This window comes from uncultured Sanguibacteroides sp., from assembly GCF_900543425.1.
Classification (GTDB): domain Bacteria; phylum Bacteroidota; class Bacteroidia; order Bacteroidales; family Marinifilaceae; genus Gabonibacter.
The window spans coordinates 1-16,882 of sequence record NZ_UQRQ01000030.1; the positions used below are offsets into that span (position 1 = coordinate 1).

16 protein-coding genes are annotated in these 16,882 nt (G+C 40.7%); 1 reads left to right on the top strand and 15 read right to left on the bottom strand.

Annotated elements, in window-relative coordinates; genetic code table 11:
• Nucleotides 1-260: 260 nt before the first annotated feature.
• From QZR76_RS12675 to QZR76_RS12730, 12 genes are all read right to left on the bottom strand, one after another.
• Nucleotides 261-938, bottom strand: a complete 678-nt coding sequence (locus tag QZR76_RS12675) for a NigD-like protein (protein WP_294143180.1) — start codon at nucleotides 936-938, stop codon at nucleotides 261-263.
• Nucleotides 939-1,084: 146 nt separating this feature from the next.
• On the bottom strand, nucleotides 1,085-2,845 hold the full coding sequence (locus QZR76_RS12680) for an ATP-binding protein (protein ID WP_294143181.1): 1,761 nt from the start codon (nucleotides 2,843-2,845) through the stop codon (nucleotides 1,085-1,087).
• Between the two features lie 20 nt (nucleotides 2,846-2,865).
• Nucleotides 2,866-3,540, bottom strand: coding sequence for a response regulator transcription factor (locus tag QZR76_RS12685; protein WP_294143182.1), 675 nt, complete (start codon nucleotides 3,538-3,540; stop codon nucleotides 2,866-2,868).
• Between the two features lie 5 nt (nucleotides 3,541-3,545).
• Nucleotides 3,546-4,250 (bottom strand): PhoU domain-containing protein, encoded by a 705-nt coding sequence (locus QZR76_RS12690; RefSeq protein WP_294143183.1) that lies wholly within the window; start codon nucleotides 4,248-4,250, stop codon nucleotides 3,546-3,548.
• Between the two features lie 36 nt (nucleotides 4,251-4,286).
• Nucleotides 4,287-5,057, bottom strand: coding sequence for a phosphate ABC transporter ATP-binding protein PstB (gene pstB / locus QZR76_RS12695; protein ID WP_294143184.1), 771 nt, complete (start codon nucleotides 5,055-5,057; stop codon nucleotides 4,287-4,289).
• Between the two features lie 18 nt (nucleotides 5,058-5,075).
• A complete protein-coding gene (pstA, locus tag QZR76_RS12700; protein WP_294143185.1) occupies nucleotides 5,076-5,939 on the bottom strand; it encodes a phosphate ABC transporter permease PstA in 864 nt (287 codons plus the stop codon).
• 6 nt (nucleotides 5,940-5,945) lie between these two features.
• Nucleotides 5,946-6,797 (bottom strand): phosphate ABC transporter permease subunit PstC, encoded by an 852-nt coding sequence (pstC, locus tag QZR76_RS12705; RefSeq protein WP_294143186.1) that lies wholly within the window; start codon nucleotides 6,795-6,797, stop codon nucleotides 5,946-5,948.
• Nucleotides 6,798-6,856: 59 nt separating this feature from the next.
• The gene (gene pstS, locus QZR76_RS12710) at nucleotides 6,857-7,915 is read right to left on the bottom strand and encodes a phosphate ABC transporter substrate-binding protein PstS (protein WP_294143187.1); all 1,059 of its coding nucleotides are present in this window, start codon (nucleotides 7,913-7,915) and stop codon (nucleotides 6,857-6,859) included.
• Nucleotides 7,916-8,034: 119 nt separating this feature from the next.
• Complete coding sequence (locus QZR76_RS12715; protein WP_294143188.1) at nucleotides 8,035-9,021, bottom strand: hypothetical protein; 987 nt, start codon at nucleotides 9,019-9,021, stop codon at nucleotides 8,035-8,037.
• 95 nt (nucleotides 9,022-9,116) lie between these two features.
• Nucleotides 9,117-9,653, bottom strand: a complete 537-nt coding sequence (locus tag QZR76_RS12720) for an RsmD family RNA methyltransferase (protein WP_294143189.1) — start codon at nucleotides 9,651-9,653, stop codon at nucleotides 9,117-9,119.
• On the bottom strand, nucleotides 9,641-10,483 hold the full coding sequence (locus tag QZR76_RS12725; protein ID WP_294143190.1) for a DUF3822 family protein: 843 nt from the start codon (nucleotides 10,481-10,483) through the stop codon (nucleotides 9,641-9,643). Before QZR76_RS12725 ends, QZR76_RS12720 begins: the two co-directional genes overlap by 13 nt.
• 19 nt (nucleotides 10,484-10,502) lie before the next feature.
• The gene (locus QZR76_RS12730; RefSeq protein WP_294143191.1) at nucleotides 10,503-11,147 is read right to left on the bottom strand and encodes a hypothetical protein; all 645 of its coding nucleotides are present in this window, start codon (nucleotides 11,145-11,147) and stop codon (nucleotides 10,503-10,505) included.
• A gap of 182 nt (nucleotides 11,148-11,329) precedes the next feature.
• On the opposite strand from QZR76_RS12730, the gene QZR76_RS12735 reads away from it, so the two are divergent.
• Nucleotides 11,330-12,748: an AAA family ATPase gene (locus QZR76_RS12735; protein ID WP_294143192.1), complete on the top strand. Its 1,419-nt coding sequence runs from the start codon at nucleotides 11,330-11,332 to the stop codon at nucleotides 12,746-12,748.
• 36 nt (nucleotides 12,749-12,784) lie between these two features.
• Here the strand turns inward: QZR76_RS12735 and QZR76_RS12740 are convergent, their stop codons facing one another.
• The 3 genes from QZR76_RS12740 to QZR76_RS12750 all read right to left on the bottom strand — a co-directional run bounded on the left by QZR76_RS12740 (nucleotide 12,785) and on the right by QZR76_RS12750 (nucleotide 16,878).
• Nucleotides 12,785-14,527 carry a phospho-sugar mutase gene (locus QZR76_RS12740; protein WP_294143193.1) on the bottom strand — a complete coding sequence of 581 codons (1,743 nt, stop codon included), beginning with the start codon at nucleotides 14,525-14,527 and terminating at the stop codon, nucleotides 12,785-12,787.
• 125 nt (nucleotides 14,528-14,652) lie between these two features.
• The gene (gene rplS, locus QZR76_RS12745; RefSeq protein WP_294143194.1) at nucleotides 14,653-15,006 is read right to left on the bottom strand and encodes a 50S ribosomal protein L19; all 354 of its coding nucleotides are present in this window, start codon (nucleotides 15,004-15,006) and stop codon (nucleotides 14,653-14,655) included.
• A 174-nt stretch (nucleotides 15,007-15,180) separates the two neighbouring features.
• Nucleotides 15,181-16,878 carry a C69 family dipeptidase gene (locus QZR76_RS12750; RefSeq protein ID WP_294143195.1) on the bottom strand — a complete coding sequence of 566 codons (1,698 nt, stop codon included), beginning with the start codon at nucleotides 16,876-16,878 and terminating at the stop codon, nucleotides 15,181-15,183.
• Nucleotides 16,879-16,882: the final 4 nt, after the last annotated feature.

Here is a 16,882-nt window from a genome sequence, read left to right on the forward strand (position 1 = left end):
AGTCAGCCCCATTTGGCCACTCTGGTAACTGCCCTTGTTCAAAGAACGCTTGCTTATTGTTAGCGGGTACAAAGATAAGTAGTTTTTCGGATAATCCAAATGAATAAAATGAAAAATTAAAAATAGGTGAGGATGAAATATTGCCGAAGGAATAGTTTTACAAGTCTTGTAAATAGAGAAATATTACATTTGTATAAGAGAGGATAAAAGAGCCGCCCGAAATATCGGACGGCATTTGCACCTTTTCGTCAATTATGAGTTTATTTTCGGGGACGATAGGTTATATCGAAATGTTCTTCTCTATCAAAACCTTTGTACCGAACGCGAAGCTGAACGGAATCGGTTACTTCGCTGAAGACTTTGTTAAGAGGGAAAGCGACTGCACTATTGAGTTTATAACGATCCGTATCACCGTTGGCATTGTGATGAAATTCTAATAATACTTTCCCGTCTTCTGTCAATTCCTGATGTTGTGTTAAATTAATCATATGATGTGCAAGACCTCCGGCAAAGAAAAATTCGATCGTGAGAAAATCTTGGGCAATCCAATAATCGTTCACAATAACAGGATCACTTCCCAGGCTATCTAAAATCTCTTCCGAGTAAGGAAGTATATTTTTGGTTAAAATCTGTTCAATCCCATTGATCCTTACATAATAATCAAATTTGCCGCCCGGTATCGCATCCTGAAGAATGGTAAAATCGACCAATAGGCGCGTACTATCTTGAAGTTTTTGGGCCGGAACATTGGAATAGGATGGATATATAACAGAACCGTTATCCAGTTTTATAGTATAATTATCTTCATCGGATTTATGAACTACCCCGTAGCTAACCCAAAATTTACTCAAGCTATATCCATCGTCATCACAAGATGCGACGACGAATACAGTAATGATAAATAGAATGGTCAGACGTAATATTCTTTCAATTTTCATATCCTGTTTTTACTTATTGGTTTATTCTGTTTTCTGTTTAGTAGATGTGTGAAAAGATAAAAGGTTGCGCGTGAAAATCTTAAAATATAAAAAGGAAGCTTGAAAAATCAAAACCTCCTTTTTACTTGATGGGCGTAAAATTGGATTTAAAAGAGTTTTTTCCGTAAGGAGAAAAGAAATTCCAGACCTCCTTCTTTTCTGTTTTTTACGGATATTTCTCCTTTATGAAATAACACGGCGTTCTTCACGATAGAGAGTCCCAAGCCTGATCCTCCGGTTTGGCGACTTCTTCCTTCACATACACGGTAAAAACGTTCGAAGAGTCTGTTCAGGTGTGCTTCGTCGACTCCTTGTCCCGTGTCATAATAAGAGAAATAACAAAATTCCTGATCGTTTGTATAGTTATCGATAACAATGATAATGTGGTCTCCGGCATAGTTGACGGAGTTGTCCATTAAGTTGCGGAATATGGCGTAGATCAAGGTTTTGTTTCCTTCAATGAATAAGTCCTCTTTGATGTGGTTTTGTACGATGATACTATGGGAGATGAGCGTATCGTTGAGGTCTGCTATGACCTCCTGTACGGTTGTCCGTATGTTAACTTCTTCTTTTTGGAAAAGTTCCGCTGCTTCTTCTGTTTTCGTGATTAAGGCGATGTCTCGAATCAGGTCGGAAAGTCTGACAACCTGAGAATAGGCTCGCTCCAGAAAGAAATGTTTCTTGTCGGAAGTAATATCAGGTTGTTCCAATAAGGTCTCGATATAGCCTCGGATGCTACTTACCGGAGTTTTTAATTCGTGTGCGATATTATTTGTCATCTCCTGTTTGAGTAATCTGTTTTTTTCATTGTCGGAGATGTTGTTCAGAGTTATTTCATAACTATTATCAGTGAAAATAAGTAATTTGACGGCAAAATGTTTTCCGCCTTTAGAAAGCTTGCTTTGAAGTACGGGAATAGAATGTGCGTTCGGATTAACAGGCGTATTGTTCTTTAAAAATTCTTTCAGTTTTATGAAATCGGGTTGTTCCAATATCCCTTCGATGCGGAATGTCGGTTCGTCTAACAGAGTATTCAGGTATTGAATAAAGTGGGTATTAGCGTATATTTTTTCTCCGTTAGCAGCAAATATGGCAATTCCTTCATCCGAGTAATGGAAATGACGTAATAGTTTATCCCGTTCGACATTAATTTGATGATTACTCTCTTCGAGTAATTGGTAATTATGAATGATTTTATTACCGATCTCTCCGAGTTCCGTGTTGGGGAAATGGATGTGGTTGTAATCCACCTTGTGATGGTCTGCTGAGACGATAAAGTCCTTCAGGCCGGAAATGGCTTTTCCAAATCTGTCTGACAGATAAATAAGGGATATCAGGGCAATGAAAAACAGTAACGTGATGAAGTATAGGAAAATGTTATCTGTTTTTAGGAAGTTTTGAACTTCAATATCATAGGGTAGTGCGACGCGAATAAAGAAATGAGGATATGCTTTTGCATAATAATAATATTCGATACCTAATGTTTTTGAATGGCGAACGGATGCTCCCGTGGAGTGTATTAATGCCGATTGGATTTCGGGACGTTGCAAATGGTTTTCGATCTCTTTATCCTGTTCTATGCTATTATCAAATAATACTTTTCCCGTACGATCAAGTAAGGTGACCCGTAAATTCTGAGGAAGAATTTGTAGTATATTTTGAACGGAATCAATATGGTGATCCTGTATCAACTGCTTCGTGTCGACATATTGGGCAAGCATCGTCGCATAGTTATTAAGCGTTGTGCGCAGATTTTCTGTTTTATACGCTTTTTCTCTTTTTTGTTGAAAAAAAATAATTCCTATCGTGAAAATGGTAAATACGATAAAGAAATAAGAAAATAGTTTTTGTTTATAAGAGAGTTTCATCGGATGATGTTTTTAGTAAGTTAAAGTTCAATACAATATCCGTAGCCGGAACGGTTTATAATATAATGTCCTTGTTCCCCGAGTTTTTTCCTCAGGCGGGTGATATGGACGTCTACCGTACGTTCTAAAACATACCCGTCGTCAGCCCATACGTTACGGAGAATTGCTTCTCGTGAAAAGATTCGTCCGGGGGCTTTGGCTAACATGTACAATATTTCAAACTCTTTTTTGGTAAGAGGAATGGATTGTTTGTTGACAAAAACTTGTTTGGTGATTGTATTGATGAGAATTTCACCGACCTCTATCTGCTGTTGTTCCGGGGTGGTTGCCACTCTTTTTAGGACGGCCTTCACTCGTGCACACACCTCTTTGATAGAGAATGGTTTTGCAATGTAATCGTCTCCACCGATGCTGAATCCGGTAAGCATGTCATTTTCCGTATCCTTGGCTGTAAGGAAAATGATAGGAGTTGTGTTGTGAAGTTCTTTACGGAGCCTTTCTGCCATTTTGAATCCGGAGATTCCCGTCATCATGACATCTAACAATATCAATTCGTGTTCTTTCGTTAACGTTTTTAAGGCTTGTTTCGCAGATTCCGCGGTATCTACAATATAACCCTCGTTTTCCAAATTGAATTGCAGGATCTCTCGTAAGTCCTCTTCGTCATCGACAACTAAAATTCGTTTCTTTTCCATAGCTTTTATTCGGTTGGGGGTTCTGGTGTATCTTCGTTTTTATGTAAATGTTTTGCATTTTTTCCTTCCATTAAATAGATTGCCGCTTCTGCAATGTTAGTCGCGTTGTCTCCTATTCTTTCTATGTTATAGGACATGCCGCTTATAGAAAGAGCATCCAGCATATCTTGTTCGTTGATCGTCTTACCGATAAAGCAAGCTGGGATGCCGTGGATGATTTCTTTATGATGGAAATCCACCATATTATCTGCCAGAATGACTTTTTTTGCCAGTTCGGTATCTTCACAGGTGAAGGCAAAGATAGCATTTTGTGTCATTTTTTTAACCATGGAGAGTTGTTCCCGTATTATTTTTTCATGGGTCAGGAAGCATTTACCGCTCCGGTCGATCTCTTTAAAAAAATCGGCAATATTGAGAATGAGATCTCCGATACGTTCCATGTAAGCTGTCATGTCATGATAAGACATGATCTTTCGGGAATCAGTAGCTCTTGGTGAATAAAGAACGATAGAATGAATTACTTCGTCTCTGATTTTAACTTCCATCCCATCGATAATCGTTTCATTATGTTCTATTTCCAAATGTATCTCAGGATTCTTATTGTCTATCGTAAGTTGATTTATATAATCCATTTGAAGGAATACAATTTTGGCGAGCACTTCAAAGTCTCCTCTTATTTTTTCTAAATATTTTTCTCTGATGGTATTCATGTCGTAATGATTAAATAGTCTGACTTTTGTGATTGATTAGCCGAATTGTCCGGTGAGATATTCTTCGGTCCGTTTGTCTTGAGGATTGGTGAACATCTTTTGAGTTTCATCATACTCGATTAATTCTCCCAGGTACATAAACATAGAGTAATCGGAAATACGGGCCGCTTGTGACATATTGTGAGTAACGATCAAAATCGTAAATTCCTTTTTGAGTTCCAAAAGTAACTCTTCGATTCGATTGGTTGCAATGGGATCCAAGGCGGAAGTCGGTTCGTCCATTAATAAAATTTGCGGTTTTAAAGCCAGGGCTCTGGCAATACACAGGCGTTGCTGCTGCCCGCCGGAGAGAAAGGTGCCTTTTTTGTAGAGAGAGTCTTTGACCTCTTCCCATAATCCGACATTTTGCAGGCTTTGTTCCACGATCTGATCTTTTTCTTTACGGGGTAAACGAATTCCGTTTAGCTTATAACCGGCAATGACATTGTCGTATATACTCATAGTTGGAAAAGGGTTGGGTCTTTGAAAAACCATTCCGGCCATACGCCTGACTTCCATGGGATTCGTTTTTAATATGTTTCTCCCGTTCAAGAGTATTTCACCGCTAATGCGGATGTCCGGATAGAGTTCGTGCATTCGGTTTATGGCTCGTAAGAGAGTACTTTTCCCACAGCCGGAGGGTCCCATGATGGCCGTAATCTTTTTTTCTTCAATATCGGCGTTCACACGATCGACTGCATTTTTACCGGGGGTGTATGAGATCGAAACCTCTTGTAGCTGTAAGATGGGATTTTTTATAGATATCATAGGTTGTTATTGATTATATTATTGATTTCTCCATTTGTTAGCTATATGTTTGGCAATTAAATTGAGTGATAATATGAGTAGCAGGAGAAAAAGCGATGAACTCCATATCATATCGATCAGATTGGGGTCGTTGTAAAATTCCCAGATTAAAAGGGGAACGGCACTGGTCGGAGCTGTAATGTCCCAATTGATGATCGTGCTTCCGAGGGCAGTCAGCATCAGTGGAGCTGTTTCTCCCATGACACGAGAAACGGCTAACAATATGCCTGTAAACAAACCTCCGAAAGCAGAGGGGAGGAGTAATTTTAGAATTACATTCGTGTAAGAAGCTCCAAGTGCAAGTCCGGCTTCTTTTAGTGAGCCCGGTAACATTTTTAATGTCTCTTCGGTGGATCTTATGATCAGGGGAAGCATCATGATGCTTAAGGCAACGCTACCTGCCAGTGCGGAGTAGCTGCTTAATGGCTTTACGATCCAACTGTATGCGATGATACCGATGACGATGGAAGGGCTTCCTTGAATCAGGTCGGTAAAAAAGCGGGTAGTATTTGAAAATAGAGTTTTAGGTTTTTCCGAAAGATGAATTCCGGCCATGATACCGATCGGTATGGCAATAACGGTAGCCATTCCTACCATAAGTAGGGTCCCGGTAATTCCATTGGCAATACCTCCGGGAATAATTTCTCCCGTGCCCTTGGCAAGCATGGCGTCTAAGGTGCTGGGAGCCGTTTCGGTAAAGAAATTCCAGTTGATCTGTTTATATCCTTTTTTAACCAACTCCCAGATGATCATAAATAGGGGAATGACGGTCAGGGATGCCAATGAACAGATGGTATAAAAAAATATCCTGTCTTTGATCGTTCTGTATCTTATCGTTGCCATCTTATTTTAATGAAGTTTTTTAATGATGAGTTTGGCTATCATATTGATGATAGCGGTAATTAGGAATAATAATAAGCCAATGGCAATGAGAGAACTGAGTTTGAGTCCGTCAGCCTCCCCGAATTGATTGGCGATGATACTCGCCATTGTATTTCCCGTGTCTCCCAATGAGATGGGAATATTGTTGGTATTCCCGATCAGCATGGTTACGGCCATGGTCTCTCCGAGAGCTCTTCCGAGAGCTAAAATGTAGCTTGCGAAAATGCCGGAACCGGCGGCCGGGAAAGTGACGGTTCGAATAACTTCATAACGTGTTGCTCCTAAACTGTATGCTGCTTCTTTCAGTTCATTGGGAACCATGGTAATAAATTCGCCGCTGAGGGAAGAAGCATAAGGAATAATCATAATCGCTAATATTATGGAAGAAGTGAGGATACCGAATCCTTGTGAATTGATGCCCCAATCGACCATTAACGGACGCAGGGTATAAAATCCCCATAAGCCGTATACGATGGAAGGAATTCCTGCTAATAAATCAATGGTGGAGCTAATAAAAACGGCTATTTTTTTGCCTTTGAAATATTCTCCGGTAAAAAGGGCTACAGGTAATGAAAATGGAATACAGAACAGTAGCGCTAAAAAGGAGGTAAGTAAAGTCCCGATAATAAAGGATAAAGCTCCGTAGGTCTCGTTGTCGGGGTGAGGATTCCAATCGGCAGTACCGATAAATTTAAAGAATCCATAATGATGAAAGGCAGGGACGGCTCCACTGACGAGAGAATATACCATTCCTGCACATATTAAAAGTATAAAAATACAGCAGATGATTAGTAGACGTTTGAATAGATAGTCTGACATATCATTAAATTTAATGTAAGTCTTGTGGCGATGTATCATCATCGCCACAAGATTTTTTATTACTTAATTGTTTTTCCTTTAAAGGTGACGGATTTTAAAAGGTTTTGTGCATTCTTAACGGCAGATGCAGGGAGGGGAGAGTAGTGTACTTTTGTAGTTAAAGCCTGAGCTTCGTCGCTTAGCATCCAGCTCAACAGATCGATCGTAGCTTGTGCTTGCTCTATTTTTCTGTCGTTATAGGCTTGTTCCTTGTAAAGGATAATCCAAGTGAAACAGCTGATAGGATAAGCATCTGCGGCAGGAGAGTTGGTGATCATAGTACGGGTGTCGGCAGGTATGTCTCCGGAAGCGGCAGCGGAAATACTTTCCGTTGTCGGGCTAACGAAATTTCCGGCTTTATTTTGTAGTTGGGCCATAGGAATTTTAAGAGAGAAAGCGTATTCCGATCCCACGTAACCGATCGACCCTGCTGTTTGACTGATTACTCCTGCAACTCCGGGATTCCCTTTTGCGGCAATACCAGCCGGCCATTTCAAAGATTTTCCGGTTCCAACTTGTTCTTTCCAATCATTACTGATTTTCGTCAGGTAATCGCTGAATACGAATGTCGTACCACTGCCGTCGGAACGATACACCGGATTGAGCTCTTTGTCTGGAAGAGAGACTCCTGGATTAACAGCTTGTATCCGGCTGTCATTCCATTTTTTGATTTTTCCCAGATAGATGTCGGCAATGATTTCACCTGTAAGTTTTAAATTTTTTACTTCCGGTAAATTGTAGGCCATTACCACGGCTCCCATGCAGGTCGGGATATGAATTGTTTCATAAGGCATTTCTTTCAACTCTTTCTCGGAAAGAAAAGCATCCGTTCCGCCAAAATCTACGATTTTATCTTTTAAGCTTCTGATTCCGCCACCACTACCGATTCCTCCGTAAGTAATGGTCGTACCGTTCTTTTCCTGATAAGTTTTGAATGCCAGGTTATAAAATGGGAGAGGGAAGGTAGCTCCGGCTCCCGTGATGGTCTCTTTTTTACTTGGTGCAGCTTCTCTGGGAGTTGCATTACCACAGATCATCGTGGAAATAATAAGAATACTGGTGAGTAATAGATTTTTCATTTTTTTCAATTTATGTTTAACACGTTCTGTTCTTTTTGGACATTACAATATTACGCTGATGTTATGACACGTTTGTTACGCGTTTGTTACATTTTTGTTAAGCCAGAACAGAGGTCTTCTTATAATTTAAATTCAATATTCAAATAAGCGAAAGCCGTTGATTTTCCGGAATAAGGATTCCATGAAGTAAAGTTCGGAGCTATTTTTAAATATTTAATCGGGCTGTATTGAATACCGGCAAGAATCCTTTGCCCGTCGGCACTACTCCAGTCGTCTTTTGACGTTAAGTTGTCGTATCTCCCGAAAAGATTGAACTTGGAATCCAGTTTAACGGAGGTATAGATGGAATAACCGGATTGGTCTTTATCCTCTTTAAACTTGGTGTTATACATTTTATTGTATTCGGCTCCTAAAGAAAAGTACTCGTGTTTATAACCAGCGAAAAGGGCTAAGTTCTGTTGATCTTTCGTTTCATCACCTTCGATGTTTTTGCTGGATATGTCATAGTATCCTCTGATAGTCAATGATTCGATCGGATTGATGGTGACTCCTAAGCCATAGCGGTATTTGTTGTCGTTATTCAGTTTCTTGTATCCTTCTCCATTGATAAAGGTGATGTCAGCCCGGAGCCAGTCGGTAAATTTGTATTTTCCGATGATTCCCATGTCTGCACTGGAACCGAATTTGTACTCATCCTGGAATGATTTCATAATGTAACGATAACCCCAGAATTTTTCCTGAACATTGAATTGTTCCAGACCGATTAAACCGAAATCGAGCGTGAAGTCTCCGGTTTTCCAACTCAGCATGGCGTTTTTCACGTAAGCTACCCTTTCTAAGTCTGAACCCGATACTTTGGTGGAACCGATGTCAAATACTAATTTTCCACTTAATTTGGAAGTTAGGCTAAACTGATACCCGAAGTAGGCACGATCTAACGCGAACCCAGATTCTTGGTTTGCGCGGCCTATACCTGCATGATAGTTTGCAAAAACGGTTACAATCGGTGAGCCCGTAATTTTAAATTTGCTTTCTTTTTTTTCTTCTTGAGCAAAACTGCTAATAGATAAAGCAGCTAAAACGATAGTAAATAAAATCCTTTTCATTTTGTCTAATTTTAAGGTTCTTTTTTTCGAAAGCGAAAGTAGACTGAAAAGGTTTCTTGAATATTAACGTTTTGTGACGAAACTGTTAAGGAGCGTTATTTTCTGAAAATAGAAAAATTGACGCTACCGTATTGTCGATGCTCCAGGAAACACGGGAAAGCGGAGAAATCGACCGTAGCCGGGTGTTCTATAACTGCAATGCCGTCGGAGGAAAGTAGATCGTTATCGAAAATGGCTGCGGGGATCTCAATAATATTAGGTAAATCATACGGAGGGTCTGCAAAAATGAGATCGAAATTTTGTCCTTTCAATTTTTTGCAAGCTATAAATGCGTCTGTTTTGTATACGGTAATGTTTTTAAAGCCTAATTGTTGAGCCGTTCTTTTAATAAAAGAGAAATGATTGTAATTTGCTTCTATGGAGATGATCTTTTCGGCACCGCGGGAAGCTAATTCGTAGCTAATGCTACCCGTGCCGGAAAATAGATCTAAAGCACGAATGCTTTCAATGTCGATGTAGTTGTTTAGCACGTTAAATAAATTCTCTTTAGCGAAGTCCGTTGTCGGTCTGGCCTTGAAGTTTTTGTCCGGAAATATTTGTTTCCCTTTGTGTGTGCCGCTTATAATCCGCATCTATGAAAGTTTAACAGATGAATAAAATAAGAACTATTGAATTCCTTATCCTGAAGGAGTGTATTTAAAAGCGGCTCCTGTGGATAATAGATATGCGGAATATAGCTTTCAAGCATTCCTATGAACTTTTGATCTTTTACGGGTATACCTGAAATAAAGAGGTGTATCTTGTCTTTTTCTGTACCAGATTCTCTAAGCGTGTTCAGGATAAAGTAAACAATATCTGCCGGATATTGATAATGGAATGAATTGAAGAGCAACAGTTTGGCATTACGAAATAAAAGGATGTCGAAGTAACGATCCTGAATGTCGACAAATAATTGCTCCATCTGACGAAGAGTCTTGGTGCTCGCTTGCTCTATAAGATTAAAAGCGTTATTGACGATTTGTACTGTAGGGTAATGTTCCTGAAGAAATTGATGAAACTTGTACGGGATACTTTCTACCAGGTAAGCATTGATATCCTCGATGTGGTGATATAGGAGTTCTTCCTCCGAGTCTGTTTCTTGTTGAAGATGATAGAGCAAATTTAGTTTATCTTTCTGGAAAAAGTCGGCAGGTATCAGACTTTTGGCTTTGCAGCAAGGAATAACATAGACTTGTTTGAAATTTGAATTTAGGATGCGATCGTTAACTATATAGTTTTCCACTCTTGCAAGGACTGCATCCAGAGAATCGACTTGAAAAGGCTGATGAGCGAAAACGACAAGTCGGTCGTTTTCGTCATGAACGCAAAATGAAAATCCATCCGTTGCATAACGGATGGATAATATCGATTTTACAGAAGATTCGTAAATATAGTTCTTATCAGTATAATAGACTCCTTGCATGGAATTAAGATTTTGCGGATTATTCCCAATTCCCTACGTTATTGTTAGCCTCTTTTACACTTCCTACTTTTAGTCCGGGATATTTATGTAATCTGATTCTTTCTCCGTTTTCTTCTAAAACAGCATCTCTGAAATCTTCCATTTTATCGTCGAAAATAGTCATGTTGGACGTGCTGGCTTCAAAAACGGGAACATCCATTCCTGCTTCAGTCGGAATAATGTCTGCTTTTAGAGAAAATTCGTATTTCCTGTTTGTAAAGGGAACGTAACGGATGTCGTCAATCGGGTAATTTTCTCCGAAAAGTTGCTGTAAGGCGCCTACTTTAATGGTATCGCGAATAATGAGACCTTTTTTCAAAGCCTCCTCTTCGGTCATCCCTGCTTCAAGCTGATCATCTGTTAATTCTCCGATAGCACGAATAGTCTTCAGGGAATCGTATTTTACAAAATGAATAAGAGTATCGAAACTACCTGTATATTTGCCGTAAAGGTTTTTGTAGGATTCCTGTGCGGTCCTGATGTCTTTCAGGCGTTGAATGATTCTGCTATATCTTTGGTCTTTTAACTTTTGGAATTCCAAAGGATTATTTACGCTTTCGTAGCATTTGTATGCTAAAAAAATCGCTACAAGAGCTAAAATGACTTGAATAATAATCTTTTTCATTTTTTTTCGTCAGTATATTATTAATACGTTAAACAAGTTAGTTCTTTCTGTTTTTGATGACGTTTTATCTATCTTTGTATAGCTTAAAAACGGCACAACACACTACGCAACGAATACGGTAGTGTCCGCAAATATAAGAAAAAAAAAATTCGTAGCCCATTTTTATACATTGAAATTTTGCCATGATTGCAAAACATTTTGAAAACGTTGTATTAGAGAAGTTTGGGTTTGATTTTTCTCCGACTCAGCGACAGGCAATGGACTGTTTCCTCTCTTTTTTCTTTTCTATGGAAGAAGAGAATTTGTTTTTGCTGAAAGGATTTGCAGGTACTGGAAAGACTTCATTGGTCGCCGCAATCGTGAACACGTTATTGCAGTTTAAGTGTCAAGTCGTTTTGTTGGCTCCGACCGGAAGGGCGGCAAAGGTATTTTCAAGTTATTCTGGACAACCTGCTTTTACAATCCATAAAAAGATTTACCGGCAAAAAACGGCTCAAGAAGGAGTCGGGTATTTTAATCTGGGGTTTAATCCGAATGCCAATACTCTTTTTTTTGTGGATGAGGCTTCTATGATTTCTACCGGTTCGGTAGACAGTAATTTCGGTACGGGTTCCCTGCTGGACGATTTATTTGAATATGTGTATAACGGACGGAACAATCGATTGGTGTTGATAGGGGATACGGCGCAGTTACCTCCGATCGGTTCGAGCGTCAGTCCGGCTCTGGAAGCGGATTTGTTGAGCGGTCATTACGGGGTGAAAGTATATGAAGCTCATTTGACCGACATTATGCGGCAATCCGAAGCATCCGGGATATTGTATAATGCGACACGAGTTCGGGAGATGATTGGTGTAACGGGAAAATCCTTTTTGATGAAGGTTGACGGTTTTCCGGATGTAGTCCGGATAAACGGGGGAAATTTGTTGGAGGAGTTGGATAGTTGCTACGGGCGATACGGTATGGATGAAACAATGGTTATTTGCCGTTCCAATAAAAGAGCCAATCGGTTTAACGAGGGAATCAGGGGCAGGATCCTTTATCGTGAAGAAGCTTTTACCGGAGGGGATAAGATCATGATTGTGAAGAATAACTATTTCTGGGGAGCGGAATACGATCGTGTCGATTTCATCGCTAACGGCGATATCGCGACCGTGGGACGGATCGGTAAGTATAAGGAGTTGTATGGTTTTCATTTCGCGGAGGCTCGTTTGAATATTTACGGGTATGAGGACGAAATTACGGCATGGGTCATGTTGGATACATTAACTTCGGAACAGCCGGCCTTGAGCTATGAAGATCATAAGCGGTTATATGCGGCGATAGAGGAGGATTACATAGACGATATCCCTTCCAAACAAAAGCGTTTTAAGAAGATTCGTGAAAATGAATTTTTCAATGCCTTGCAAATTAAGTTTGCTTATGCCGTAACAGGGCATAAAGCGCAAGGAGGGCAATGGGATGCCGTGTTTATAGACCCGGGATGGATAGCGAACGAATTGCCCGACGATGAATATTGGCGTTGGTTATATACAGCTATAACCCGGGCTCGGAAAAAGGTATACCTGATTAATTTTAAAGAGGAGTGGTTTGAAGATAAATGATCGTGAAGCGAAAATTTTCGCTTCACGATCATTTGGTCACTCGATCGAAAGGCTTTTTGCGATAGCATCTATTCTGTTGTTCGCTTCTTGTTGAGCCTTCTCAAAATCGTTGATATCCTTCATTCGTACTTTCGCTTCGAAATAGAATTTAATTTTGGGTTCGGTTCCTGAAGGGCGTACTGAAATTTTACTACCGTCGGCTAAGAAGAATTGGAGAACATCGCTGGTCGTACTGAAATCCAAATGTGTTTTTTCTCCGCTACGTAGATCTATCGCCTCTAAGGTAAGGTAATCTTTTTTAATCACGATGTCACTCCCTGCGATTTGTTTCGGGGTATGGTGGCGTAACTCTTCCATCATCGCTTTGATCTCTTGGGCCCCGGATAATCCTTTTCGAACGATATAAATCATTTTTTCCTGTGAGAAACCGTATTTCGCGTAAATCTCTTTCAGGAAAACGTAGAGAGATTTGCCGTTCGTTTTTGTCCAAGCGGCAATTTCTGCCATAAGAGAAGTTGCGGAAACACCGTCTTTGTCTCTCGTGAACGAACCCGGCATAAATCCGAAAGACTCCTCTCCGCCTCCGATGAATTTTTCGGCGTCTTTTCTACGAATCATATCGGCAATCCATTTAAAACCGGTATAAACATCGTAACACTCGATATTGTTTCTTTCGGCAATTTCTTTGATCAGTTCGGTGCTGACGATCGTTTTAATGGTATATTCTCCACCTTTCAGAAGTCCTAATTCTCTTTTTCGGCGGATAATATATTCCGTGAAAATGATATTGGTCTGGTTCCCGTTTAGTAAGATCCACTCATTCTCATCGTTCTTTACGGCAATTCCGATACGGTCTCCGTCCGGATCACAGGCCATGGCCAGATCGGCGTCGATTTTTCTCGCCAAATCGAGAGCCATTTTGAAAGCGGCGGGTTCTTCAGGGTTGGCAGAGGCTACTGTCGGAAAATCTCCGTCCGGAATACTTTGTTCCGGTACGGGATGAATATTGGTAAATCCCCAGTTCCGGAGAGATTCCGGTACCAACTTATAGGTAGTTCCGTGGAGGGGTGTAAAAACGATTTTTAAATCGTGCTCTTTCCGGATAGCTTCCGGTGAAAGACTTAAGGTTTTTACCTTGTTCAAATAAATACGATCGAAATCTTCACCGAGTATTTTAATCTTTTCGGAGACCTTGTCGAATTTGATATCGCTGACCTTTACTTTTTGGACTTCTCTGATCACGTTTTTATCGTGGGGAGGAACTAATTGAGACCCATCGTCCCAATAAGCTTTGTATCCGTTGTATTCCTTGGGGTTGTGAGATGCGGTAAGGATCACTCCCCCCTTGCACCCTAACTCGCGTATGGCAAACGATATTTCGGGCGTAGGACGTAAGTCTTCAAAGAGATAGACGTAAATGCCATTGGCAGAAAAAATATTGGCGACGGTCTCGGCGAAATAACGAGAGTTGTGACGGCAATCGTGTCCGATACATACTGATTTTTCTTCGTTCGGAAAAGCCTGATTGATGTAGTTGGCAAATCCCTGGGTGGCGGCACCGACGGTGTATATGTTCATCCGGTTGCTTCCGACTCCCATAATTCCTCGTAGTCCTCCGGTCCCGAATTCCAGATCGTTATAAAACGAATCGATCAGTTCGGCGGGGTTTGTATCGTTCAGCATACGGGTAACTTCGGAACGGGTTGCCTCGTCGTAGTTTTGATCCAACCATTTTTCTGCTTTTTCTTTGGCCGTTTTTATGATATCCTTGTTGTCCATATCGTCATTGTTTTTAGGTTCAAATAACAAAGTTATGATATTTTGCGGGATTTTGGAGTGGTATATCTGAAATTAATAAAAAAGGCCTTGCAAACGCAAGGCCTTTTTTATTCTGTAAGCATGAATTAAAATCTTTTCTCTTTAATTTTTGCTTTCTTTCCGGTAAGTTTACGGAAATAGAAGATTCTGGATTGTCTTACCGCACCTCTCTTGTTTACTTCAATCTCTTTGATATAAGGAGAATTAAGAGGGATAATACGTTCTACTCCGACGTTACCCGACATTTTTCTTACGGTAAAAGTTTTCGTCGAACCTGTTCCGCTGATTTGGATGACGATTCCTTTGAATACCTGTACACGCTCTTTGTTTCCTTCAATAATTTTATAGTGCACGCTAATGGTATCACCTGTATTGAATGAAGGAATCTCTACTCTGTTTTCATTTGCAAAAGCTTCCTCTGCAATTTTAATTAAATCCATCGTTTTAATTTTAAAAAATTCATTTATCGAACGCAGTATTACGACCAGAGTCTTTTTTGTAAGAGACTACGTACGTTTTCAATTCGAGCTGCAAATGTAAGGAAAAAAATAAACTCTACAAATAATTTTTAGTTTATCCTTTATAAAACAATTGCAGCTTCAATTTTATAAGTCTTATTCTATGACTTCCAGTTTGTTCCCGGTTTGTTTGATCAACATGCGCAGGAACCAGTCCGGAAGAGGTTTGTTCTCTACTTTTGGGTTTTTGGAGCCCGGAACGGCTGTTTTTATATTACCGTCCATGTATTTGCAGAACAGGTAGCCGTAGAATTTTCTCCATTGGTCGACCAAGCTGTTTCCCGTGTTACAGGAGAAATCCGTCAGGAATTGAACTGCTGTCGCTTTGTCTTTGGCTAACATCTCCTTGGCTCCGGCATCTACAATTTGGACAAAGTTTTGGTATTGCGTTTCTAACCCTTTTTGTTTTTCCCGAATTTCAGGATGAATTAAGTCATAACGGGTATAGGCGAAGTTGCTGACCTGGCTAAATACCCAGAAGGCGGCTTCGTTCGTGAATTCCATCATACTTCCGTTCCCCACGGCATAAGCTTCCGGAACGGCTGTAGAAGAGGAATACATCGGGAAATAAACGGTATTCGCCGCATCGTCCACGGCGAACCAGAGAATACCTCCGATTTCGTCCGGTAGCCAGCTGCGGCTTTGGGTTACGAAAGTAAATCCAGTTTGTTGAGTAGCTGTCGTTCTCTCGTGTACATATTCTTTTCCATCAACTTTCCATTGCATGGGGCGCCATCTGTAAGGACATCCGTAAGGGCCGGCTCCTAAATCCTTGCTCATATCCAATTCCGTACCTTCTAAGTGGTCGCGCATGAAATCCATGGCATCCAGAACGTCTAATTTGCGGTTAGGCTTAATCCATAACGGCATGCGGTTAGTGGCATATCCTTTGGAATCTTTCATGATATTTCTTCCGGTAGCGTAATCCCAATACTGGGCCATGTCCGAACTTACGGCGTTGAAGAAGGCCCATACACGGATCTCGCAGAAGCGGGCAGCACCGAAATCAACCGGAGCGTAACTGTCAGAGAAACTAAAATCGGAATTTTTAGCGTCTTTAGGGTAGAATCCTTTTTCTTTGGCGAAAGAGATTACGTCTTTTGAGTAGACGGTAGTTATTTCCGGGTTGTATATTTTCTTTATTTTATCGGAAGAGATGGATGTTTTCCCTTCTAACGGAAACGTGGTAATACGGGCTTGATTCGCGTGGGCGGATACGTAACCGTCCGGAACCATCCGGGCTACCCAAACCGCACCTTTTTCTCCTTCTCCTTTACCGATAATCTCTAAAATCCAAACCTCATTCGGGTCGCTGATAGAGATGGATTCGCCGGAGCTGGCCCAGCCGTATTTGGTGAAAAGATCGGTCATCACAACGATGGCCTCGCGTGCGGTTTTAGCACGTTGGAGGGTTAAATAGATAGCGCTACCGTAATCGATGATAGCCCCGCTTTGGGTTTCCAGTTCTTTACGTCCCCCGAATGTCGTTTCGGCAATGGCTAACTGGTGTTCGTTCATGTTTCCTACTACGTTATAGGTATGAGCTACTTGGGGAATCTTTCCCATGAATTTGCCAGTATCCCATTCGTAGACATCCACCATACTCCCGGCAGGCCAGTCTTGGGCAGGCCAATGGTAAAGTTCTCCGTATAATACGTGTGAGTCGGCAGAATAAGTGATCATGGTTGAACCGTCTTTGGTCGCTCCTTTTGTGAATAAAAAGTTCGTACAAGCCATAGTGTACGACGTACAGCATAAAAATACTAACGTGACAAGCAGGTGAATTTTTCTCATATTC